The organism is Roseomonas sp. E05 (genome assembly GCF_030063475.1).
In the GTDB taxonomy this organism is placed as follows: domain Bacteria; phylum Pseudomonadota; class Alphaproteobacteria; order Acetobacterales; family Acetobacteraceae; genus Pseudoroseomonas.
In genome coordinates, this window is sequence record NZ_JASIRT010000002.1 from 57,858 (window position 1) to 79,812 (window position 21,955).

Genomic DNA, 21,955 nt, shown 5'->3' on the forward strand with positions numbered 1-21,955 from the left:
CCGCGCTCAGCGGCGGCGCCAGATTTCCACCGTGCCGCCCGCCGCCTCCACCATGCCCGCCTGGACATAGTCGTTCGCGAGCGCTTCGGCGATCAGCGCTGCGGAGCGGGGGCGCAGGAAAGCCCAGCGGCCACGATGCAGCACGATGGCGCGGGGGCGCTCGCCAAGGATGCGCGCGACCTCCGCGTCCTGGTCGATCATCGCGGGATTGGACTCCTCGCCCAGCCGGCTGTCCGTCTGATCGGCGAGATGTTCTGCGAAGACGTAAGGGGTCGGTACGGCGGCCTGCGCCAGGATGTAGATGATGGGATCTTCGTTCACCACGTAGATCGGATCACCCGGGCGGATCGCCGCAGCGACGCTCTTCGCCACCTCCACCACCGGATTGCGCAGCCCGAAGCCGGTGCGGACCCGCTCGGCCAGGCCTGAGGACCAGGGCGAGAGTGTTGCGGTCAGCACCACCACAGCGAAGGCGAGGGTCGCCGGGGCCGGCTGCAGGCTGCGTGCGAGCTGCCGCGCGCCGACGGCGCCGAGCAGCGCGAGCGGCGGCAGCCAGGTCAGGAAGTAGTGGTCGTAGAATTTGCGCGGCGCGATGACCCCGAGGGTAGCGGCGGCGAACCAGAGCAGGCCGGCGAGCACCAGCAGCCAGGCGGCCACCGGGCGCCGCTCCCGGCTGGTCTTCCAGGTCAGGGTGAGCAGCGCCACCGCCCCCAGGGCGAAGACCCAGGCACAGCCGAGCAGGGCGAGGGCGGTCTGGCGGAGCGCCTCGGAGCGCGAGGCGCCGTCCGAGAGGTAATGCGCCGGCGCGACGAAGTTGGCATGCACATAGGCGGCCAGCTCGCCCCGAAGCAGATAGGGCAGGCCCGCCAGCAGCGTCGGCGTGGCGCAGATCACGGCATAGCAGAGCGCCAGGCCGAGCAGCCGCGGCACCGACAGGGCCCCGCAGCGCCAGGCCACGCCGACAACCAGCAGGAAGGCCGCGGAGCCTTCCATCACCACGATGCTCTTGATCACCAGGGCGAGGCCGATCGGCAGGCCGATCAGCAGCATGTCCTGCCAGCCCGGCGGGGCGCCGCCCTGGAGGAGCCGACGGCAGCTGCGCAGCGCCGCCGCCATGCCCAGCGTGACGAAGGGTGCGAAGAGAATTTCGGTATTGGTGGGAGAGCCGTTCAGCAGCAGGGAATGGCCGCCATAGATCAGCCCGGCGGCGAAGCCGGTGCCGCGCGAGCCGCCGGCCGCCCGCACCGCCAGGATCAGGGCAAGGGCAGTCGCGGTGACTGAGAAGACGCCGAGCAGGCGAATGCTGAACAGGCTTTCGCCCAGCAGGGCGAAGGTGGCGGCGAACAGGGCGGGCGCGCCCAGCGGGTGCATGTCCCAGACGGCGACGTAGGGCCAGCCGCCGCGCAGCCATTCGCGCGCCTGCACCATGTAGAGCCCTTCATCCGGTGTCAGCCCGACCGGGAAGAATGCGGGGATCCGCAGAACGAGCGCCGCCGCCAGCAGGCAGGCCAGCGCGCCGAGCCACCAGCGCACCCCCAGCCGCGCGCCGGTGCGCCACGGCTTCGGCGCGGCGCGGCGCGGCAGCTTGCCGGCTTCCTCGGGCATCGCGCCAGAGCCTCTGAGCCAGGTTGCGATCCCAGGCACGTCATTCATGTCTTACGACTCCACCGACCCGATGGCCACGTGGCTGGTAGCCGCACGGAGGCTGCCGGCCAGGTTCAGATAATTGGATCAATGTTCAATCTTTGTCCGCAATGCACATCTTTGTTTGCGACCGTTGCGGCTCTCTGGGGATAATCTCTTTGAAACCAAGATCTTGAGCAGGTTTCCTGCAGCGTCGGACCAATTTTGGGGGCGCATATATAATCGAGATCACCACAAAAAATTAGACAGGCTTCGCGTGCGCCTGCGCCGCTCGTCCGGCGCTGCGATCCGGAGAGGGCAGGGCGGCAGGCGGCGGAGAGCCTGTACTCGGGGGCGGAAAGCGCGGCGCGACGCCGCGCCCGCTTACTCGGCCGCCTGCGGCACCGCCGGGCTGCGGCTGAAGCGCCGCGCCAGCCCTTCGAAGGCCAGGAACAGCACCGGCGTCACGAACAGCGTCAGCGCCTGCGAGACGGCCAGGCCGCCCACCACCGCGAGGCCCAGTGGTTGCCGCAACTCCGCCGAGGCGCCCCAGCCGGCGGCGATCGGCAACGCGCCGGCGGCGGCGGCCAGCGTCGTCATCATGATCGGGCGGAAGCGCAGGATGCTGGCCTCGCGCACGGCCGTCAGCGGGTCGTCGCCGGCGCGCTGCCGGGCCAGCGCCACATCCACCACCATGATGGCGTTCTTCTTCACCAGCCCGATCAGCAGCAGCACGCCGATCACGGCGATGACCGAGAGCTCCAGCCCGAAAAGCCAGAGCGTCGCCAGCGCACCGAGGGCGGCGGGCGGCAGGCCGGAGAGGATGGTCAGCGGATGGACCAGGCTCTCGTAGAGCACGCCCAGCACCACATACATGATCAGCACGGCGGCCAGCAGCAGCATGCCCTGGCCGGCCAAGGCCTCCTGGAAGATCTGCGCCGTGCCGGCATAGCCGGAGACGATGGTCGGCGGCAGGCCGAGTTCCCGCTCGGCCTGCGCGATGGCCTGGGTGGCATCGCCCAGCGCCACGCCGGGGGCGGTGTTGAAGCCGATGGTGACGGCGGGGAGCTGGCCCTGATGCGCCACCGTCAGCGGGCCGACACGCCGCTCGATGGTGGCGATGCCGGCCAGCGGCACCAGCCGCCCGGAGGAGGAGCGAAGATAGACCTTGGTGAGCCCTGCCTCGTCCTGCTGGTCCCGCGGCAGCGCCTCCAGGATGACGGCATAGCTGTCCGAGGCACCGAAGATGGTGCTGATCTGCCGTGCGCCATAGGCGGAATAGAGCGCCTGACGCACCTGATCGACCGTGACGCCGAGGGCGGCGGCGCGGTCGCGGTCCACGTTCACCGAGAGGATCGGCGCAGCCATCTGCAGGTCGCTGTTGACGTCCTGCAGCTCGGGCAGCTTGTGCAGCGCCTCGGTCATCCGCTCCGACCAGTCGTACAGCTCATCCGCCCGCAGCCCCTGCAGCGTGTACTGATAGAGGGTGCGGGAGGAGCGGGCGCCGAAGTTCAGGTTCTGGATCGGGTTGAGGAAGACCCGCATGCCCGGGATGCCGGCGGTCTGCCGCCGGAGCTGCTGGATCACCTCGCCGACCGGCGGGCGCTCGGCGCGCGGCTTGAGCTGCACGAACATGCGGCCCTGGTTCAGCGCACCGCTGGTGCCGCTGATGCCGATGATCGAATTGACCAGCTCCACCGACGGGTTCTTCGCGATGATCTCGGCCACCCGCGCCTGGCGCGTGGCCATGTCGTCGAAGGAGGTGTCCTGCGGCCCCTGGGTGCCGACGCTGAGCAGGCCGGTATCCTCCACGGGAAAGAAGCCCTTGGGGATGGCGATGGCGAGCCAGGCCGAAAGCCCGATGGAGGCCAGGAACACCAGCCAGACCGCCGGGCGGAAGCGCAGGGCCTTGTCCAGCAGCCAGCCATAGCCGCGCTCCACCGCGCGGAAGCCCGCCTCCAGCGCCGCGTCGAAGCGGGAGGGGCGGCCATGCGCCGGCAGGCGGCTGGCCATCAGCGGCGTCAGCGTCAGCGAGACGAAGCAGGAGACGATCACCGCCAGCGAGACGGTGGCGGCGAAGGCGTTGAAGACGCGGCCCACCACGCCGCCCATCAGCAGGATCGGCAGGAAGACGGCGATCAGCGAGAGGGTGATGGAGATGATGGTGAAGCCGATCTCCTTCGCGCCACGCACCGCGGCGGCGAAGGGCTTCATGCCCTCCTCCATGTGCCGGACGATCGCTTCCAGCATCACGATGGCGTCGTCCACCACCAGGCCGACGGCCAGCGTCAGGCCGAGCAGGGTGATGTTGTCGATGCCGTAGCCCAGCGCGTACATCAGCCCGAAGGTGCCGGCGAGCGAGATCGGCACCGCGACGCCCGGGATCAGGGTCGCGCTGAGCTTGCGCAGGAAGAGGAAGATCACCAGCACCACCAGCCCGACGGCGATCATCAGGTGGTGCTGCACGTCATGCACGGCTTCGCGGATCGAGACGGAGCGGTCGAGCATCACCGTCAGCTCGGCGCCGGGGGGCAGGGCGGCCTGCAGGGCGGGGAGGGCGGCCTTCACCCCGTCCACCACGTCCACCGTATTGGCGTCCGGCTGGCGCTGCACCGCCAGGGTCAGGCCACGGGTGCCGTTCATCCAGGCGGCGAGGCGGTTGTTCTCCACCCCGTCCACCACCTTGGCGACGTCCTGCACCCGGATCGGCACGTTGTTGCGGCCGCCGATGATCAGCCGGCCGAACTCGTGCGCGTCCTGCAACTGGTCGTTGGCGCGCAGCGTGAGCTGCTGGCGGGGGCCGTTCAGCGTGCCGACGGGGGTATTGCTGTTGGCCGCCGCGATGGCGCGCTGCGCCTCGTCGAAGCCGAGGCCCAGGGCGGCCAGCCGGTCCGGGTCGAGCTGCACCCGGACGGCGTATTTCTGCTCGCCATAGGTGATCACCTGCGCCACGCCGGGGATGCGCGAGAGGGCAGGGGAGATCAGCACCGCCGCCACCTCGTTGAGGCGGTAGAGCGGCACGTCGCCGCCGCGCAGGTTCAGCAGCACGACCGGCGCGTCGGCCGGGTTGGACTTCCGGAAGGAGGGTGGGGTGGTCATCTCCTGCGGCAGCCGGCGCTGCGCGCGGGAGAGGGCGGACTGCACGTCCAGCGCCGCCGCGTCGATGTCCCGGCCGAGCACGAACTGCAGCGTGATCTGCGTGGTGCCCTGGCCGCTGGTGGAGGACATCTGATCGATGCCGGCGATGGTGGAGAACTCGCGCTCCAGCGGCAGCGCCACCGAGTTCGCCATGGTCTCCGGGCTGGCGCCGGGAAGCTGGGCGGAGACGCTGATGACCGGGAAGTCCACCCTTGGGATGGCCGCCACGGGAAGCTGGAAATAGGCCACGATGCCGGCCAGGACGGCGGCGGCGGCCAGCAGCCCGGTCATCACCGGGCGGCGGATGCAAAGCTCGGAGAGGTGCATCGCGGCGGGCTCCTCAGCTCTGCCGGTCGGGCGCGGCAGGGCGGCCCGGGCGTTCGGCCACCCGCGTGCCGTCGGTGAGGAGCTGCGTGCCCTCGATCACCACCTTCTCGCCGGCGGCGATCTCGGCCTGCAGCACGGCGCGGCCGGAGACCACGCGCTCCAGCTTCACCGGGCGCCGCCGGGCGCGGCCCTCGCCATCCACGACATAGACGAAGCGGCTGCCCTCGCTGCCGGTCTGCACCGCCTGCACGGGCACGCTGAGGGCGTCGGGCTCGACGCGCGGCACTAGCACCACGTTGACATACTGGCCGGGCCAGAGATGGCCCTCGGGATTGGCGAAGCGGGCCTTGAGCTGGATGGTGCCGGAGGTGGTGTCCACCTGGCTGTCCACGAAGACGAGCTTGCCACGTACCGGCGCGTGCCGGTCGCCGGGCGGGTGGGCGGCGACCTCCGGCTGGCCGGTCTGCATGGCGGCCTGGATCTCCGGTAGCCAGCGCTCGGGGACGGCGAACTGCACCTGAATCGGGTCGGTCTGGGTGATGGTGGCGAGCGGGCTGCTATCCCCCGCGCGCACCAGATTGCCCTCCTTGGCGGGCAGGGCGCCGAGGCGGCCGTCGATCTCGGCACGGATGGTGGCGTAGTCCAGCGTCAGCCGGGTCTGGGCGACCAGCGCCTCCATGGCGCGGACGGTGGCCTCGCTGGCGGCGGCGTCGGCCTGGGCCTGCTCCAGCCGCTGAGCGGCCGCGAAGCCCTCGCCCCGCAGGGCCGAATAACGGGTGGCATCCTGCCGCGCCCGTAGCGCGAGCGCCCGCTCGCGGGCGAGTTGCGCCTCCTGCTGGGCAAGCTGCGCCTCGGCCATGCGGGCGTCGAGAGTGAACAGGACCTGGCCGCGCTGCACCCGCTGCCCCTCGGCCACATGCACCTCGCGGATCTGCCCCTCCACCCGGCTGCGGACGGAAACCGAAGCCTCGGCGACCACATTGCCGTTGGCGGTGATCTCCACCGGAAGAGGGCCGCGCTGGGCGGGGCTGACGACAACGGGGACCGCAGGCGCCCCGGCATTCTGCGCCCTGGCAGGGGCGGAATGCAGCGAGAGGCCAAGGGCGGCGCAGAGCGCGCCCGCCAGCAGGGGGAGATGCGAACGCGATGCCATCGTGATGTCCCGAGTCAGGGGGCGCTCAGTCCCGCTTAATGCGGCACCGCATGATGGCATAGGCGACGTTACGCTGTGTTGCTTTTCTCTTCCTGCGCCGATCATCTGCGCGGCGGCCCGGGGAAGGAAGCCCGTTTCCTCCGCGCCTCGGCGGGGCCGCGTGCAAAGCTTCGCGAGCTTTCCACCAGAACAAGAAAACCGCGACAGGCGAGCCGAATTGCCCGCCGCGCGGTTATCACTGGCCTTCGCCTGCCCCGCGGGCGCCCCGATGCCGGGGCGGCCGCGCCGGGCAAGGGGCGATCAGAAGCCTTCGCGCTCCAGCCGCTTGCGCTCGACCTTGCGGGCGCGGCGGACAGCCTCGGCGGCCTCGCGGGCGCGGCGCTCAGAGGGCTTCTCGTAGTGGCGGCGCAGCTTCATCTCGCGAAACACACCTTCGCGCTGCAGCTTCTTCTTGAGGGCCTTGAGGGCCTGATCGATGTTGTTATCCCGAACGACGACCTGCACGCTGTGCGGTCTCCTCTTTGAGCCAGGGCCTGAAAGCCGGGTGATTGGGGACGCAAAAACGCAAAGCGCCGGCAGACGCCGGTGCCTCCTGCAAGGAGCGCAGCGAATAACACGCCTTCGCGCCGGATTGGAAGCCCTTCCACGCGCCCTTCCGGCAACCAAATGTGAGGCTTCCTGCCACGGAGACGGCGCATGGCCATTCTGAAGATCGCCCGCATGGGTCACCCTGTCCTCCTGCAGGTCGCTGAGCCGGTGGCCGACCCCACCGCGCCGGAAATCCAGGACCTGCTTGAAAACATGGCTGAAACCATGCTCGACGCCTCGGGCCTTGGCCTGGCGGCGCCGCAGGTGCACGTGCCGCTGCGCATCTTCGTCTGGCGCAACGGCGACGATGTGGCGGCGCTGATCAACCCCGAAATCGAGCTGCTGACCGCGGCCGACCAGCGCGGCTGGGAGGGCTGCCTCTCGATTCCCGGCCTGCGGGGCAATGTGGAGCGTGCCGCCCGCGTCGGCTTCCGCGGCCTGGATGCCGAGGGCCGCGCGGTCGAAGGCGAGGCGGAGGGCATGCTGGCCCGCGTCATGCAGCACGAGTTCGATCACCTGAACGGCATCCTCTATCCGACTCGGATGAGCGATCTTTCCCTGTTCGGCTTCACTGATGAGTTGGCCCGCGCCGCTGCGGCCGCGCAGCAGCAGCAGCAGCAGCAGCAGGCGGAGCCGCCCCGATGAGCCTGGAGCGCAGCGCCGAGCGCGATGCTGCCCTGCGCGCCATGCTGCCGCAGGTGCCGCGCCTCGGCTGGAGTGCTGAGGCGCTGCGTGCCGGACTCGCCGCCCGTGGCGGCAACCCGGATTCGGCCGACTGGCTCTTCCCGCGCGGGCCGCTCGGCATGGTCGAGGCCTGGTGCGACCTGGCCGACCGCGACATGGTGGCGGAAGCGGCCGGCGCCGGACTCGACGACATGCGGATCCCCGCGCGCATCCGAACGCTCATCGCCATCCGGCTGCGCCAGCAGGCGCCGCACAAGGAGGCGGTGCGCCGTGCCCTGGCGCTGCTGGCTCTGCCCTGGAATCTGGGCGCCGCCAGCCGCGCCACCGCCCGCACGGTGGACGCCATGTGGCAGGCCGCCGGCGACAGCTCGGCCGACGTCTCCTTCTACACCCGGCGCGCCACCCTGGCCGGGATCTATGCCGCCACGCTGGGCTTCTGGCTGCAGGACCCGGATTCCGAGGCCGCCCCGACCCTCGCCTTCCTCGATCGCCGACTCGGCGAACTGGGCCGTCTGCAGCGCTGCCGGCGCAAGGCGGCCTGAGCGCCCCGGGGGTTGGGAAGGGGCAGAAAAGCGGTGGACAATCCGCCCGGGGCGCGGCACAGGCCGCTCACCCCGGCCTTTTCTGCTGCAGGATCCCGCGCGTGACCGAAACCGAATCCGCGCCGCTCGTCGGCATCATCATGGGCAGCCGCTCGGACTGGGAGACGATGCGCCACGCGGCGGAGACGCTCGCCCGCCTCGGCATCCCGCACGAAACCCGGGTGGTCTCGGCGCACCGCACGCCGCAGCGTCTCTATGACTATGCGCAGGCCGCCGCCGGGCGTGGCCTGCGCGCCATCATCGCCGGGGCAGGGGGCGCGGCGCATCTGCCCGGCATGGCCGCGGCCATGACCCGCCTGCCGGTGCTCGGCGTGCCGGTCGAGAGCCATGCGCTGAAGGGGATGGACAGCCTGCTCTCCATTGTCCAGATGCCGGCCGGCGTGCCGGTGGGCACGCTCGCCATCGGCCGGGCCGGGGCGGTGAACGCCGCGCTCTTCGCGGCCGCTATGCTGGCCACCACCGACCCCGCCCTGGCCGGGCGGCTGGAGGCCTTCCGGGCCGAGCAGACCGCCTCTGTCGCGGAGGCGCCGGAATGAGCGAGGCCAGCACCGCCGGCCGCTTCCCGCTGCCGCCAAACGCCACGATCGGCATCCTCGGCGGCGGGCAGCTTGGCCGCATGTCCGCCCTGGCGGCGGCGGAACTCGGCTACCGCTGTCACGTCTATGCGCCGGATGCGGATTCGCCGGGCATGCAGGTTTCCGCCGCGCAGACCGTCGCCTCTTATGAGGACGCCGCTGCCCTGGCCGCTTTCGCCGGGGCAGTGGACGTGGTGACCTTCGAGTTCGAGAACGTGCCGGCCGCCACGCTGGAGGTGCTCGCGCCACTGGTGCCCTGCCGGCCCGGCCGCAAGGCGCTGGCGATCTGCCAGGACCGGCTGCAGGAAAAGCGTTTCCTTGCCCAAGCCGGGGTTCCCGTCGCGCCCTGGCGCGCGGTGGAGAGCCTGGAAGAGCTGGAATCGGCCATTGCCGGGATCGGCCTCCCCGCCGTGCTCAAGACCACCCGGCTCGGCTATGATGGCCGCGGCCAGGCGGTGCTGCGCGCGCCGGAGGAAGCCGCCGCCGCCTTCGCCCGGCTGGAGCCGAAGCCGCTGATCCTGGAGGCCTTCGTGCCCTTCACCCAGGAAATCTCGGCGGTGGCCGCGCGCGGCGCAGATGGCGCCACGGCGGTTTATGACGCGGTGGAAAACCGGCATCACCACCACATCCTTGACCTCTCCTTCGCTCCCGCCCGTGTGCCGGAGGCGGTGGCGGCGGCCGCCCGAAGCCACGCCGCCCGCGTGGCGGCCGAGCTGGAACTGATCGGCGTGCTGGCGGTGGAGTTCTTCCTGCTGCCGGACGGCACCCTGCTGGGCAACGAAATCGCGCCGCGTCCCCACAATTCCGGGCACTGGACGATGGATGCCTGCCAGTCCAGCCAGTTTCACCAGCATGTCCGCGCGGTGGCGGGTCTGCCGCTGGGGGGTACGGAGCGGCATTCCGACGCGGTGATGCGCAATCTCGTCGGCCCTGGGGGGATGGCCCTGCTGCCGGACCTCCTGGCGGATCCCGCCACGTCCGTGCATCTTTATGGCAAGGCCGCCGCCCGCCCGGGGCGCAAGATGGGGCATGCCAACCACCTTCTACCCCGGGGTGCGCTGGGCGGGCCCGAAGCGCTGGCGATGCTCACGAGATTGCGAGTAACGCCTTGAAAACAACTGTGGCGCGCATGCCACATGTGGCAGAAATCACAGCAGCACATACTGCGCTATTTCCTTTGGAGTGCTACATCGTCTGTACGCGGCGCCCGGACTCGAAGGCTCGACTTCTTCGTGACCAAGCGCAGCGAGCATGCCTCTGAAGGATCGAGGAGAATTCTAATGAGCCTCAAGAAGGCGCTTCTGGCCGCGACCGTTCTGGCGCTGCCGCTCGCGGCTCAGGCGCAGCCTGTCACGGGCGTGTATGTCGGTGCCGGCGCCGGCTACAACTATCTCCAGAATGGCAAGATCACGGCCCCTGACGACCGCGATTTTGACGTCGGCAGCGACGATGACACCGTTCTCGGCGAGATCGAGTTCGAGCATGGCTTCGGTGGCGTGGTGAGCCTCGGCTGGGGTTTCGGCAACGGTCTGCGTGCTGAAATCGAGGGCAACTACCGCCAGAACGACGTGGACACCATCTCGGCCGGCGGCACGCTGCCCGGGATCGGCGGCACGGCCCGCACCTATGGCGCGATGGTGAACGCGCTGTATGACTTCAACCTCGGCCTGCCGGTCGTTCCCTATGTGGGCGCTGGCGTCGGCTATGCCTGGACGGACTATGACACCGTCCGCAGCCGCTTCACGCCGGGCAATGCCAACGTCAACAGCGTGACGATCGACGACGAGAACGGCCAGTTCGCCTTCCAGGGCATCGCCGGCCTCGCCTTCCCGATCTCCGCCGTGCCGGGCCTGGCGCTGACTGCCGAATACCGCTTCTTCGGCACGCTGGAGCCGGAGATGACCGTGGTCACCCGCGGTCCGACCGGCGTCGCGACCAGCTCGAAGGTTGATACGGAGAACTACAACCACTCCGTCTTCGTGGGCCTGCGCTACGCCTTCAACCAGCCGACCCCGCCGGCCCCGGTGCCGGTCGTGGCCCCGGCTCCGGCCGCCGCCCCGGCTCCGGCCCGCACCTACCTGGTGTTCTTCGACTTCGACCGCGCCGACCTGACGGACCGTGCCCGCCAGATCATCGCCGAGGCCGCGCAGAACTCCGGCCGCGTGCAGAGCACCCGTATCGAGGTGGCCGGCCACGCCGACCGCGCCGGTACGCCGCAGTACAACCAGCGCCTGTCCCAGCGCCGCGCCGACGCGGTCGCCGCCGAGCTGGTCCGCCTGGGCGTGAGCCGCTCCGCCATCACCGTGCAGGCCTTCGGCGAGAGCCGCCCGCTGGTGCCGACGGCCGACGGCGTGCGCGAGCCGCAGAACCGCCGCGTCGAGATCGTGCTGCGCTAAGCAGCACGGGCTTTCGGCCGGAAATGGGAAGGGGCGCCGCGAGGCGCCCCTTCTGCTTTCAGCCCTCCCCTGCTTCCGCCGGGCGGTGCGCTGGCGGGCCGCCCGGCGGCCCGCGATCTGTCCTTCAGGCGATGATGTCAGGCAGCAGCCGGCTCTCCAGCCAGGCGATCTCGTCCTTCAACTTCAGTTTGCGCTTCTTCAGCCGTTGCAGCTGAAGCTGGTCCAGCAACGAGCCTTCCATGTGCGCGATCACGGTATCCAGATCACGGTGCTCACTGCGGAGCTCGTGCAGGCGGCGGAGCAGGCTGTCTCGGTCGGCCAGGATGGGCCTCATGGGTTGGTCGGTTTGAGTCGCATCTGAACGCGAAAGCGCCATATCATGCCAGGGCGTGGTCGCACAGCATGCTCTGATCATCCGGCTCGTTCCGGTTGCGGCCGGGACAGAGAAGGAGAGGATCAGGGTTGCCGGCCCCGCTCCGCGCGGAACGGCTCGGCCGCCTCGCAGGCCGGCTTCGTCCCGCGGGACCGCAACCTATCGGAGGATAGCGCGTCGATGATGCAACAGCCCCGCCTGCGCAGCCTGCAGCAACGACATGCGACACTGGAGCGGCAGATCGCCAATGAAGGCGCACGGCCGCAGCCCGATACTGGCGCCCTCGGCCGACTCAAACGCGCCAAGCTGCGGGTCAAGGACGAGATGGAGAGGCTGCGCACCGGCCGCTGATTCGCACCGCGCCCGCCCCGCGCCCCCATGGCCTCGCGCCATGGGGGCGTTCGCATTCCGGAGGGCTGTCACGCATGCGTGAAAAACATTTGCGCCCTGGCGCCGGAGCGCGCAGAAGGCCGCGAGGGCGCTCCGCGCCGGGAAGCACGGCTGGGACGGCTTCCCCATGATTCACCAGGAAGGAGCTTTGGCGCCGTATGGATGCCTCTGATATCGCGCGCGTGCAGACCTATCTGCGCCGCCTCTTCGGGACCGACCGCATCAGCCTCGTGCGCCCTGCGCGGCCGGGCCTTTCGGTGGAGCTGGCGGTGGAGGATGAGGTGATCGGCACAGTGCACCGCGACACGGATGAGGGGGAGGTGTCCTATGCGGTGCACCTGACGATCCTTGAAGAGGATCTGCCTCCCGCCCCCAAGGCGGCAGCCGCGGCGCCGGGCCGCCGCCGCATGTGAACCGGGGAGGGGCCAAGGCCCCTTCCCGCAACCGGGCAGCCGCCGGAGCGGCCGCCCGCCAGAACCTCAGAGGGCTTCCTCGTCCTCGCCGAGGCCGGCCGGCGCGGCCGGGTTGCCGCCGGCGGCCGTGACCGCGGCGTTGAGGTCGGACTGGCTGCACAGCCCCAGGATCACCGGGTCGCGCGGCTTGATGTTGGCGCTGTTCCAGTGGGTGCGGTCGCGCACCTTGGCAATGGTGTCCTTGGTGGTGCCGAGCAGCTTGCCGATCTGCGCCTCCGAGAGCTGGGGATAGTTGCGCAACAGGAAGGCGATCGCGTCCGGCCGGTCGTTGCGCTTGGAAATGGGCGTGTAGCGCGCCCCACGGCCCCGGCTCTTCGGTGCGGGCGTGGTGGTCTCCAGCAGGCGCAGGCGCGCGTCCGGGCTCCCCTCGCAGCGGGCGATCTCCTCCCGGGTCAGCTGGCCGTTCTGCACGGGGTCGTAGCCGACGATCCCCTGCGCGACCTCGCCGTCGGCGATCGCCTGGACCTCAAGCGGATGCATGCCGACAAAATCGGCGATCTGCTCAAAGCTCAGGGACGTCTTCTCGATCAGCCACACGGCGGTGGCCTTCGGCATCAGCGGCAGTGGCATCGGAAACCTTACCAGTCGGGTCGGGCGGATCGCTCGAACCGCCCCGGATACTCTGCATATAGAGAGGGGGAGGAAGAGGGTCAAAGCCCGAGCGGGGACGGCACCCCTGAACGCTTGGCGAGGCCCGGGGCGCCCCATATCGTCAGTCTAGGCGACTCAGCAGGGGTTGGACATGGCCATACGACGTCTCGCAACGGTCTTTGGCGGAACCGGCTTCATCGGGCAGCACCTGGTGCCGCGGCTGGCGCGGCTGGACTACGAGGTCCGGGTGGTCACCCGGAATCCGGATTCGGTACGGCCGCTGGCCACGCAGGGGAATGTCGGGCAGGTCAAACCGCATTTCGCGCGGCTCGGCTCGGACCCCGATATCGCCGCGGCGGTGGCAGAATCCTGCCTCGTGGTGAACCTGATCGGTATCCTGTCCGAGAAGCGCCCTGGCGACTTCCAGCGGCTGCAGGGCGAATTGCCCGGTCGCATCGGCCGTGCCGCGGCGGCGGGCGGCGTGGCGCGGGTGGTGCATGTCTCGGCCATCGGCGCCGACCCTTCCAGCCCCAGCGCCTATGCGCGCAGCAAGGCGGCGGGGGAGGTGGCGCTGCGGGAGGCCTTTCCGGCGGCGACCATCCTGCGCCCGTCCATCATCTTCGGGCCCGAGGACCACTTCTTCAACCGCTTCGCCGCCATGGCGCAGTGGATGCCCTTCATGCCGGTGGTCTGCGGCGCCACCCGGTTCCAGCCGGTCTATGTCGCCGATGTGGCGGACGCCCTCATCGCGGCGGCGCAGCGGAACGACAGCCAGGGCCGCACCTATGAGCTGGGCGGGCCGCGCGTCGTCACCTTCCGTGAACTGATGGCCTATGTGCTGGAGGTGACTGGCCGCCACAAGCGGCTGGTGGAAATGCCGGACGGCCTGGTGCGCCTGCAGGCCGCGATCGGCGAGCACCTGCCCAATCCGCCCCTGACCCGCGACCAGCTCGCCCAGCTGCGGCGGGACAATGTGGTGGCGCCGGATGCCGCGGGCTTTGCTGCCCTCGGGCTGACGCCGAAGGCGATGGAGGCGATCGTGCCGGCCTATCTGGCGCGGTTCCGCCGGGGTGGCGGCCGCCGCAACCGGGCCTTTGCAGGATAGACCGATGCGGACCTATTAGTCGGGAGTCTTGGCAGAGATTTTCCACGCCTGGAGAGAGTTCATCATCAAAAGGACAGTATTACTGTCATAATAGGTGATTTAGGACTCGCGCCTCTCCGGCAAGTGTGGCACTCCTACGCTCGCCGGAGAGGAAGAGCGCCTGCGCAGGCTCCCTGCTGCTCGCACGCCTGCCTTTCCGGCTTCTGCCTGACCTTCCTGCCCGAAGGACCTTCGCCGATGGCCGATCGCATGCTGCAGTTCGTGCGCCTGTCGCAACACCAACCCGACAAACGCGCCGCGGCCACGCGCCGGACCGATTTCGGCGAGATCTATCAGCGCTTCAGCGCCGAGCGGGCCTCGGAGCAATCCAGCCGCTGCTCGCAATGCGGCGTGCCCTTCTGCTCGATCCACTGCCCGCTCAACAACAACATCCCGGACTGGCTGAAGCTGACGGCGGAAGGCCGGCTGGAGGAGGCCTACGAGATCGCCTCCGCCACCAACACCTTTCCCGAGATCTGCGGCCGCGTCTGCCCGCAGGACCGGCTCTGCGAGGGCAACTGCGTCATCGAGAAGGGCTTCGAGAGCGTCACCATCGGCGCGGTCGAGAAGTACATCACCGACACCGCCTGGGAGAAAGGCTGGGTGAAGCCGCCCTCGCCGGTGCGGGAGGTGGCGCATTCCGTCGGCATCATCGGTGCCGGCCCGGCGGGCCTCGCGGCGGCCGAGCGGCTGCGCGGGCGCGGCTGGAAGGTCACGGTCTATGACCGCTACGACCGCGTCGGCGGGCTGATGATCTACGGCATCCCCAACTTCAAGCTGGAGAAGGAGGTGGTGCTGCGCCGGGCCGAGCAGTTCGCCGCCGGCGGCATCGAGTTCGTGCTGAACTGCCAGGTCGGCCGCGACATCTCCATGGAAGAGCTGCGCGCGAAGCACGACGCCGTGCTGATCGCCACCGGGGTCTACAAGGCGCGCGACCTCGGCGGCCCTGGAGCCGAGCTTGCCGGCATCGTGCCCGCGCTGGACTACCTCACCGCCTCCAATCGGCAGAACCTGGGCGATGCCGTGCCAGCCTATGAGGATGGCACGCTGAACGCCGCCGGCAAGCGTGTGGTGGTGATCGGCGGCGGCGACACCGCGATGGATTGCGTGCGCACCGCCATCCGCCAGGGCGCCACGAGCGTCACCTGCCTCTACCGCCGCGACAAGGCCAACATGCCGGGCTCGATGCGCGAGGTCTCGAACGCGGAGGAGGAGGGCGTGCGCTTTGCCTGGCTCTCGGCGCCGGAGGGCTTCGAGGGCGAGGGCGGCAAGGTGAGCGGTGTGCGCGCGGTGAAGATGCATCTCGGCCTGCCCGATGCCACCGGCCGCCAGCAGGTCGAGCCGATCCCCGGCAGCGCCTTCAGCGAGCCGGCCGACCTCGTCATCAAGGCGCTCGGCTTCGACCCCGAGGACCTGCCGACGATGTTCAACGAGCCCGGCCTGACGGTCAGTCGCTGGGGCACGCTGAGCATCGACCGCCGCAGCATGATGACCAAGCTCGACGGCGTTTTTGCCGCCGGTGACATCGTGCGCGGCGCCTCGCTGGTCGTCTGGGGCATCCGCGACGGCCGCGACGTGGCCGACCAGATCGAATCCTACGTGCTGGCGAAGGCTTCCTCGCCGGCCCTCGCCGCGGAGTGAGCGCGATGGACATCATCGAGAACGGCACGGCTTTCGCCGAGGGCTACCAGCGCAACGCCGCCGCGCTGGCGGCCGCGGCGCATCTCGACCTGACGGAGCACGATGCCTGCGGTGTCGGCCTCGTCGCCGCGCTGGACGGCAAGCCGCGCCGAGACGTGGTGCAGGCCGGCATCGACGCGCTGAAGGCCGTCTGGCACCGCGGCGCGGTGGACGCCGACGGCAAGACCGGCGACGGCGCCGGCATCCATATCGAGATCCCGCAGGACTTCTTCGCCGAGGTGGTGGAGCGCGGCGGCGACCGGCTGCGCCCGGGCCGCATCGCGGTGGGGCAGGTCTTTCTGCCCAAGACCGACCTCTCGGCGCAGGAGCGCTGCCGGCAGATCGTCGAGACCGAGATCCTGAACGCCGGCTACAACATCTATGGCTGGCGCCAGGTGCCGATCGACGTCGCCTGCATCGGCGAGAAGGCGAACGCGACGCGCCCGGAGATCGAACAGATCCTGATCTGGGACCCGGAGCAGCGCGAGACCGCCATCGTCGAGCGCGACCTCTACGTCATCCGCCGGCGGATCGAGAAGCAGGCGCTGGCCGGGCAGGTGGCGGAGCTGTACCTGTGCAGCCTCTCCAGCCGCTCGATCATCTACAAGGGCATGTTCCTGGCGGAGAACCTGACGGACTTCTACCCGGACCTGCTGGACGAGCGCTTCGTCAGCCGCTTCGCCATCTACCACCAGCGCTACTCGACCAACACCTTCCCGACCTGGCGCCTGGCGCAGCCCTTCCGGATGCTCGCCCACAACGGCGAGATCAACACCGTCAACGGCAACATCAACTGGATGAAGTCGCACGAGACGCGGCTCGCCCATGAACTGCTCGACCCGTTCATGGAGGATATCAAGCCGGTGATCCAGGCCGGCGGCTCCGACACCGCGACGCTGGACAACGTCTTCGAGCTGCTGGTGCGTGGCGGGCGCGACGCGCCGATGGCCAAGGCGATGCTGATCCCCGAGAGCATCGGCAGCAACGCCACCATGCCTGAGGCGCACCGCGACCTGTTCATGTACTGCAACGCGGTGATGGAGCCCTGGGACGGTCCGGCCGCCCTTTGCGCCACCGATGGCCGCTGGGCGATCGCCGGGCTGGACCGCAACGGCCTGCGCCCGATCCGCTACACCGTCACCACCGACAAGCTGCTGATCGTCGGCTCCGAGACCGGCATGGTGAAGGTTGCGGAGAGCGACATCATGGCGAAGGGCCGCGTCGGCCCCGGCCAGTGCATCGCGGTGGACCTGGACGCGGCGCGCTTCTATGCCGATGGCGAGCTGAAGGACATGCTGGCCGCGCGCCATTCCTTCGGCGACTGGGTGAACCGCACCACGCGGATCGACGGCATCCTGCGCCAGGAGGTGGACGAGACCCCAGCGCTGGTCGGCGACGCGCTGCGCCGCCGCCAGCTCGCCATGGGCTTCACCATGGAGGACCTCGAGACCATCCTGCACCCGATGGCCGAGGACGCCGCCGAGGCCATCGGCAGCATGGGCGACGATACGCCGATCGCCGTGCTGTCGAAGGAGTATCGTGGGCTGCACCACTACTTCCGGCAGACCTTCAGCCAGGTCACCAACCCGCCGATCGACAGCCTGCGCGAGACGCGGGTGATGACCATCAAGACGCGCCTCGGCAATCTCGGGAACATCCTCGACGAGGACCCGACCCAGTGCGACATGCTGATGCTGGACAGCCCCGTGCTCTCCAACGCCGAGTTCACGGCGATGCGGGAATACATGGGCGACACCGTCGCGGTGGTGGACTGCACCTTCGCGGTCGCCGACGGCGAGGCCGGGCTGCGCCGCGCGCTGGAGCGCATCCGGCGCGAGGCGGAGGAGGGGGTCCGCTCCGGCTGCGCCCATGTCATCCTCACCGACGAGGACCAGGGCCCCGAGCGCGCCGCCATCCCGATGATCCTGGCCGTGGGCGCGGTGCACACGCATCTCGTCAAGCACTCGCTGCGCACCTTCACCAGCCTGAACGTGCGCGCGGCCGAGTGCGTGGACGTGCACTACTTCGCCGTGCTGATCGGCGCCGGGGCCACCACGGTGAACGCCTATCTGGCGCAGGAGACCATCGCCGACCGCCACCGGCGCGGCCTGTTCGGCAGCCTGACGCTGCATGACTGCATTGCGCGCTACCGCAAGGCGGTGGACAAGGGCCTGCTGAAGATCATGTCCAAGATGGGCATCTCGGTGCTCTCCTCCTATCGCGGCGGCATGAACTTCGAGGCGATCGGCCTCTCCCGCGCACTGGTGGCCGAGTTCTTCCCGGGCATGCAGTCGCGCATCTCCGGCATCGGCCTCTCCGGCATTGCGCGCCGGGTGCTGGCGCTGCACCGCAAGGCCTGGACGGCGGCGGGGCAGGCGGCGGTGCTGCCGGTGGGCGGCCTCTACAAGCTGCGCCGCCGCGGCGAGGCGCATGCCTTCGACGGCAGCCTGATCCACCTGCTGCAGAACGCGGTGGAGAGCGACAGCTACCAGACCTTCAAGCGCTATTCCGAGGCGGTGCGGCGCCTGCCGCCGGTGGCGCTGCGCGACCTGCTGGACTTCCGCATCGAGGGCCGTGCGCCGGTCGCCATCGAGGAGGTCGAGAGCATCACCGAGATCCGCAAGCGCCTCGTCGCGCCCGGCATCTCGCTCGGCGCCCTCTCGCCCGAGGCGCATGAGACGCTCTCCATCGCCATGAACCGCATCGGCGCCCGCTCCGACAGTGGCGAGGGCGGCGAGGACCCGGAGCGCGCCAAGCCGCGCGCCAATGGCGACAATCCGAACTCCGCCATCAAGCAGATCGCCTCGGGCCGCTTCGGCGTCACCGCCGAGTACCTGAACAACTGCAAGGAGATCGAGATCAAGGTCGCGCAGGGCGCCAAGCCCGGCGAGGGCGGGCAGCTGCCCGGCTTCAAGGTCAGCGGCATCATCGCCAAGCTGCGCCACGCCACGCCGGGCGTGACGCTGATCTCGCCGCCGCCGCACCACGACATCTACTCGATCGAGGATCTGGCGCAGCTCATCTACGACCTGAAGCAGATCAACCCGGATGCCACGGTCTGCGTGAAGCTGGTGTCGCGCTCGGGCATCGGCACCATCGCGGCGGGCGTCGCCAAGGCGAAGGCCGATGCCATCCTGGTCTCCGGCCATTCGGGCGGCACCGGCGCCTCGCCGGTCTCCTCGATCAAGTATGCCGGCCTGCCCTGGGAGATGGGCCTCTCCGAGACGCATCAGGTGCTGATGCTCAACCGGCTGCGTCACCGCATCAAGCTGCGCACCGATGGCGGGCTCAAGACCGGGCGCGACGTCGTCATCGCCGCCATGCTCGGCGCCGAGGAGTTCGGCATCGGCACCGCCTCGCTGGTGGCGATGGGCTGCATCATGGTGCGGCAGTGCCACAGCAACACCTGTCCGGTCGGCGTCTGCACGCAGGACGAGGAGCTTCGCAAGAAGTTCGAGGGCACGCCGGAGAAGGTCATCAACCTCTTCTCCTTCGTGGCGGAGGAAGTGCGCGAGATCCTGGCCAGCCTCGGTTTCCGCCGCATCGAGGAGGTGATCGGCCGCACCGACCTGCTGAAGCAGGTCAGCCGCGGCTCGGAGGACCTCGACGACCTCGACCTGAACCCGCTGCTGGTGCAGGCCGATACCGGCCCCTATCCGCGCTTCTCTACCCTGGAGGGCCGCAACGAGGTGCCGGAGACGCTGGACGCCGACATGATCCGCGACGCCAGCGCGCTGTTCGAGCGGGGCGAGAAGATGCAGCTCGCCTACAACATCCGCAACACGCACCGGGCCATCGGCACCAAGATCAGCAGCAAGATCACCCGCAAGTTCGGGATGAGCGGGCTGCAGCCGGGCCATCTGACGGTGCGGCTGCGCGGCTCGGCCGGCCAGTCGCTGGGCGCCTTCGCGGTGCGTGGCCTCAAGCTTGAGGTTCTGGGCGACGCCAATGACTATGTCGGCAAGGGCCTCTCGGGCGGCACCATCGTGCTGCGCCCGGCGCCCTCCTCCTCGCTGGTGTGGAACGAGAACGCCATCATCGGCAACACCGTGCTCTACGGTGCGACGGCGGGCGAGCTCTTCGCCGCCGGGCAGGCCGGCGAGCGCTTCGCGGTGCGCAACTCCGGCGCCACCGCGGTGGTGGAGGGCTGCGGCGCCAATGGCTGCGAGTACATGACGGGCGGCGCGGTGGCGATCCTCGGCCCGGTGGGGGACAATTTCGGCGCCGGCTTCACCGGCGGCCAGGCCTTCATCTACGACACGGACGGCACCTTCGAGCAGCGGCTGAACCCGGACACGCTGCTCTGGCGCCGCCTCGGCTCCGCGCACTGGGAGGAGTTCCTGCAGCGGCTGATCGCGCGCCACGTCGCCGAGACCGGCTCGCGCCTGGCCGCCCGGCTGCTGAACGACTGGGCCTCGGAGCGGGAGCGCTTCTGGCACGTCGTGCCGAAGGAGTATGCCAAGTACCTGCCGCAGCCGATGGAGGCGGTGGCCATCGCGGCGGAGTGACCGCCGGCCAGGGTGCGGCCCGCCCGGCGAGGGCGGGCCGTGCTGTCACAATTTGTGAGTTCCTGATGCGGTCGCCTTTCCGCTCAGCGCCCCCCGTGCCATAAGCGCCCCCCTTGTCACGGCTCGGCTCTCCGCGAATGCGAATTCTCTACCATCTGCCGTTGTCCCCCTATGCGCGCAAGGTGCGCCTGGTCCTGAGCGAGAAGCGCATTCCCTTCGAATTGCGGATCGAGCGCGTATGGGAGCGGCGGGAGGAGTTCCTTGAGCTGAACGCAGCCTGCACCGTGCCGGTGCTGGTGGAGGAGAACGGCCTCGTTCTCGCCGACAGCTACCCCATCTGCGAGTATCTCGACGAGGCCTACCCGGACGTGCCGCTGCTTGGCCGCACCCTGGGCGAGCGGGCCGAGGTGCGCCGCCTCGTCGCCTGGTTCGACGGCAAGTTCGCCCGCGAGGTGACGGGCAACCTGCTCTACGAGAAGCAGATGAAGCGGATGATGGGGCGTGGCAACCCGGATGCGGGCGCGCTGCGCGCCGGCTACGCCAACCTCAAGCCGCATCTCGACTATCTCGGCTGGCTGGCCGAGACGCGCATCTGGCTGGCCGGCAACACCCTCTCGCTGGCCGATCTGGCGGCGGCGGCGCATCTCTCCTCGCTGGACTACATCGGCGACATCGACTGGTCGCTGAACGATGCCGCCAAGGACTGGTATGCGCGGGTGAAGTCCCGCCCGGCCTTCCGCCCGCTGCTGGCCGACCGGGTGAGCGGCGTAAACCCGCCGCCGCACTACCCCGACCTCGACTTCTGAGGCGCAGCCCGGCTCAGGACACCATCCCGTCCGGCATGGTCGCCACGTGCTCGGCGATCTGCCCGGCGGTGGCGAACCAGACCAGGTCCTGCCGCGCCGCGATATACTCCAGCGCGCCGCGCAATGCCCGCAGCCGGTAGGGCTGGCCGACCAGATAGGGGTGCAGGGCAATGCCCATCACCTGCGGCCGGCCGTCCTGGATCTGCCGCAGGCGCTCCTCGAAATCCGCCATGATCATCGCCGCGAACTGCTCCGCGCTGTCCTTGCGGACGGCGATGGCGGGGATGTCGTTGACCTCCTGCGGGTAGGGCACGGCCAGCAGGCGCCCGGCGCGGGTGCGCAGCCAGATCGGCTGGTCGTCGGCGCACCAGTTGAGGGTGTAGCGGTAGCCGGCCTCGGCCAGCAGGTCCGGCGTGTGGTGGCTCTCGGCGATCCAGGGGGAAAGCCAACCATTCGGCCGCGCCCCCTCGGCGCTGGCGATGGCCGCCGTCACCTCGGCGATCATGGCGCGCTCGGTGGCCTCGTCCATGGTGCTCTGCCGCTCGCTGTTGGTGCGGCCATGGGCGGCGATCTCGTCGCCGCGGGCGCGATGCGCCGCCACCAGGCTGGGTGCGTGGTCGTACATGGCGCTGTTCAGCAGCACCGTGGCGGGCAGGCGCAGCGCATCCAGCAGCTCGATCAGCCGCCAGGCACCGACGCGGTTGCCGTAGTCGCGCCAAGCGTAGTTCAGCACGTCGGGCTGCGGACCGCCAGGAGCCAGCTCAGCGCCCAGCCCCTCGCCGAAGGCGAAATGCTCCAGATTGATGCCCAGATAGACCGCCAGCTTGGCTCCACCGCGCCAGGAATAGAGCGGCCGCTCGGGCCAGGGGTGGTAGTCGTAGCGGTTATGGCTGGGCAGCATCTG

General features: G+C 69.8%; 18 protein-coding genes. 11 read left to right on the forward strand and 7 right to left on the reverse strand.

Going from position 1 to position 21,955, the window contains the following annotated elements; all coding sequences use genetic code 11:
- Nucleotides 1–6 precede the first annotated feature (6 nt).
- The 4 genes from QMO56_RS02705 to rpsU all read right to left on the reverse strand — a co-directional run bounded on the left by QMO56_RS02705 (nucleotide 7) and on the right by rpsU (nucleotide 6,745).
- Complete coding sequence (locus QMO56_RS02705; RefSeq protein WP_283523497.1) at nucleotides 7–1,605, reverse strand: glycosyltransferase family 39 protein; 1,599 nt, start codon at nucleotides 1,603–1,605, stop codon at nucleotides 7–9.
- Nucleotides 1,606–2,007: 402 nt separating this feature from the next.
- Nucleotides 2,008–5,088 carry an efflux RND transporter permease subunit gene (locus QMO56_RS02710; RefSeq protein WP_283523498.1) on the reverse strand — a complete coding sequence of 1,027 codons (3,081 nt, stop codon included), beginning with the start codon at nucleotides 5,086–5,088 and terminating at the stop codon, nucleotides 2,008–2,010.
- Between the two features lie 13 nt (nucleotides 5,089–5,101).
- Entirely contained in the window at nucleotides 5,102–6,241 is a 1,140-nt protein-coding gene (locus tag QMO56_RS02715; RefSeq protein ID WP_283523499.1) for an efflux RND transporter periplasmic adaptor subunit, read from the reverse strand.
- A 300-nt stretch (nucleotides 6,242–6,541) separates the two neighbouring features.
- Nucleotides 6,542–6,745, reverse strand: coding sequence for a 30S ribosomal protein S21 (gene rpsU / locus QMO56_RS02720; RefSeq protein ID WP_007006360.1), 204 nt, complete (start codon nucleotides 6,743–6,745; stop codon nucleotides 6,542–6,544).
- Nucleotides 6,746–6,937: 192 nt separating this feature from the next.
- Here rpsU and def point away from each other — a divergent pair, with 192 nt between their 5' ends.
- From def to QMO56_RS02745, 5 genes are all read left to right on the forward strand, one after another.
- Complete coding sequence (gene def, locus QMO56_RS02725; protein ID WP_283523500.1) at nucleotides 6,938–7,474, forward strand: peptide deformylase; 537 nt, start codon at nucleotides 6,938–6,940, stop codon at nucleotides 7,472–7,474.
- Entirely contained in the window at nucleotides 7,471–8,055 is a 585-nt protein-coding gene (locus tag QMO56_RS02730) for a COQ9 family protein (protein ID WP_283523501.1), read from the forward strand. The genes def and QMO56_RS02730 overlap by 4 nt, the downstream gene beginning before the upstream one ends.
- 140 nt (nucleotides 8,056–8,195) lie before the next feature.
- On the forward strand, nucleotides 8,196–8,651 hold the full coding sequence (purE, locus tag QMO56_RS02735) for a 5-(carboxyamino)imidazole ribonucleotide mutase (RefSeq protein ID WP_283523786.1): 456 nt from the start codon (nucleotides 8,196–8,198) through the stop codon (nucleotides 8,649–8,651).
- Nucleotides 8,648–9,802 (forward strand): 5-(carboxyamino)imidazole ribonucleotide synthase, encoded by a 1,155-nt coding sequence (locus QMO56_RS02740; RefSeq protein WP_283523502.1) that lies wholly within the window; start codon nucleotides 8,648–8,650, stop codon nucleotides 9,800–9,802. The genes purE and QMO56_RS02740 overlap by 4 nt, the downstream gene beginning before the upstream one ends.
- A gap of 168 nt (nucleotides 9,803–9,970) precedes the next feature.
- Complete coding sequence (locus QMO56_RS02745; protein WP_283523503.1) at nucleotides 9,971–11,086, forward strand: OmpA family protein; 1,116 nt, start codon at nucleotides 9,971–9,973, stop codon at nucleotides 11,084–11,086.
- Between the two features lie 124 nt (nucleotides 11,087–11,210).
- Here QMO56_RS02745 and QMO56_RS02750 read toward each other — a convergent pair whose 3' ends face one another.
- Nucleotides 11,211–11,411 carry a DUF465 domain-containing protein gene (locus tag QMO56_RS02750; protein WP_283523787.1) on the reverse strand — a complete coding sequence of 67 codons (201 nt, stop codon included), beginning with the start codon at nucleotides 11,409–11,411 and terminating at the stop codon, nucleotides 11,211–11,213.
- Between the two features lie 228 nt (nucleotides 11,412–11,639).
- Here QMO56_RS02750 and QMO56_RS02755 point away from each other — a divergent pair, with 228 nt between their 5' ends.
- Together QMO56_RS02755 and QMO56_RS02760 are read left to right on the forward strand one after the other, a co-directional pair.
- Nucleotides 11,640–11,810, forward strand: coding sequence for a YdcH family protein (locus QMO56_RS02755; protein WP_283523504.1), 171 nt, complete (start codon nucleotides 11,640–11,642; stop codon nucleotides 11,808–11,810).
- A 197-nt stretch (nucleotides 11,811–12,007) separates the two neighbouring features.
- Nucleotides 12,008–12,262 (forward strand): DUF3126 family protein, encoded by a 255-nt coding sequence (locus QMO56_RS02760; RefSeq protein ID WP_283523505.1) that lies wholly within the window; start codon nucleotides 12,008–12,010, stop codon nucleotides 12,260–12,262.
- A 66-nt stretch (nucleotides 12,263–12,328) separates the two neighbouring features.
- Here the strand turns inward: QMO56_RS02760 and QMO56_RS02765 are convergent, their stop codons facing one another.
- A complete protein-coding gene (locus tag QMO56_RS02765) occupies nucleotides 12,329–12,892 on the reverse strand; it encodes a DUF1013 domain-containing protein (RefSeq protein ID WP_283523506.1) in 564 nt (187 codons plus the stop codon).
- A gap of 172 nt (nucleotides 12,893–13,064) precedes the next feature.
- On the opposite strand from QMO56_RS02765, the gene QMO56_RS02770 reads away from it, so the two are divergent.
- The 4 genes from QMO56_RS02770 (at nucleotide 13,065) to QMO56_RS02785 (ending at nucleotide 21,051) form a co-directional block, all read left to right on the forward strand.
- Nucleotides 13,065–14,018: a complex I NDUFA9 subunit family protein gene (locus tag QMO56_RS02770; RefSeq protein ID WP_283523507.1), complete on the forward strand. Its 954-nt coding sequence runs from the start codon at nucleotides 13,065–13,067 to the stop codon at nucleotides 14,016–14,018.
- A gap of 237 nt (nucleotides 14,019–14,255) precedes the next feature.
- Complete coding sequence (locus tag QMO56_RS02775; protein WP_283523508.1) at nucleotides 14,256–15,698, forward strand: NAD(P)-dependent oxidoreductase; 1,443 nt, start codon at nucleotides 14,256–14,258, stop codon at nucleotides 15,696–15,698.
- Between the two features lie 5 nt (nucleotides 15,699–15,703).
- The gene (gene gltB, locus QMO56_RS02780; protein ID WP_283523509.1) at nucleotides 15,704–20,245 is read left to right on the forward strand and encodes a glutamate synthase large subunit; all 4,542 of its coding nucleotides are present in this window, start codon (nucleotides 15,704–15,706) and stop codon (nucleotides 20,243–20,245) included.
- 137 nt (nucleotides 20,246–20,382) lie between these two features.
- Nucleotides 20,383–21,051 carry a glutathione S-transferase family protein gene (locus QMO56_RS02785; RefSeq protein WP_283523510.1) on the forward strand — a complete coding sequence of 223 codons (669 nt, stop codon included), beginning with the start codon at nucleotides 20,383–20,385 and terminating at the stop codon, nucleotides 21,049–21,051.
- A gap of 13 nt (nucleotides 21,052–21,064) precedes the next feature.
- On the opposite strand, the gene QMO56_RS02790 is transcribed toward QMO56_RS02785, so the two are convergent.
- Nucleotides 21,065–21,952: a polysaccharide deacetylase family protein gene (locus QMO56_RS02790; RefSeq protein ID WP_283523511.1), complete on the reverse strand. Its 888-nt coding sequence runs from the start codon at nucleotides 21,950–21,952 to the stop codon at nucleotides 21,065–21,067.
- Nucleotides 21,953–21,955: the final 3 nt, after the last annotated feature.

Coding starts and splice junctions, on each gene's coding strand:
- QMO56_RS02745 (WP_283523503.1), top strand. CDS start 9,971: ATGAGCCTCAAGAAGGCGCTTCTGGCCGCGACCGTTCTGGCGCTGCCG.
- QMO56_RS02710 (WP_283523498.1), bottom strand. CDS start 5,088: ATGCACCTCTCCGAGCTTTGCATCCGCCGCCCGGTGATGACCGGGCTG.
- QMO56_RS02765 (WP_283523506.1), bottom strand. CDS start 12,892: ATGCCACTGCCGCTGATGCCGAAGGCCACCGCCGTGTGGCTGATCGAG.
- QMO56_RS02715 (WP_283523499.1), bottom strand. CDS start 6,241: ATGGCATCGCGTTCGCATCTCCCCCTGCTGGCGGGCGCGCTCTGCGCC.
- QMO56_RS02740 (WP_283523502.1), top strand. CDS start 8,648: ATGAGCGAGGCCAGCACCGCCGGCCGCTTCCCGCTGCCGCCAAACGCC.
- purE (WP_283523786.1), top strand. CDS start 8,196: ATGGGCAGCCGCTCGGACTGGGAGACGATGCGCCACGCGGCGGAGACG.
- QMO56_RS02770 (WP_283523507.1), top strand. CDS start 13,065: ATGGCCATACGACGTCTCGCAACGGTCTTTGGCGGAACCGGCTTCATC.
- def (WP_283523500.1), top strand. CDS start 6,938: ATGGCCATTCTGAAGATCGCCCGCATGGGTCACCCTGTCCTCCTGCAG.
- QMO56_RS02785 (WP_283523510.1), top strand. CDS start 20,383: ATGCGAATTCTCTACCATCTGCCGTTGTCCCCCTATGCGCGCAAGGTG.
- gltB (WP_283523509.1), top strand. CDS start 15,704: ATGGACATCATCGAGAACGGCACGGCTTTCGCCGAGGGCTACCAGCGC.
- QMO56_RS02775 (WP_283523508.1), top strand. CDS start 14,256: ATGGCCGATCGCATGCTGCAGTTCGTGCGCCTGTCGCAACACCAACCC.
- QMO56_RS02760 (WP_283523505.1), top strand. CDS start 12,008: ATGGATGCCTCTGATATCGCGCGCGTGCAGACCTATCTGCGCCGCCTC.
- QMO56_RS02790 (WP_283523511.1), bottom strand. CDS start 21,952: ATGCTGCCCAGCCATAACCGCTACGACTACCACCCCTGGCCCGAGCGG.
- QMO56_RS02705 (WP_283523497.1), bottom strand. CDS start 1,605: ATGCCCGAGGAAGCCGGCAAGCTGCCGCGCCGCGCCGCGCCGAAGCCG.
- QMO56_RS02730 (WP_283523501.1), top strand. CDS start 7,471: ATGAGCCTGGAGCGCAGCGCCGAGCGCGATGCTGCCCTGCGCGCCATG.
- QMO56_RS02755 (WP_283523504.1), top strand. CDS start 11,640: ATGATGCAACAGCCCCGCCTGCGCAGCCTGCAGCAACGACATGCGACA.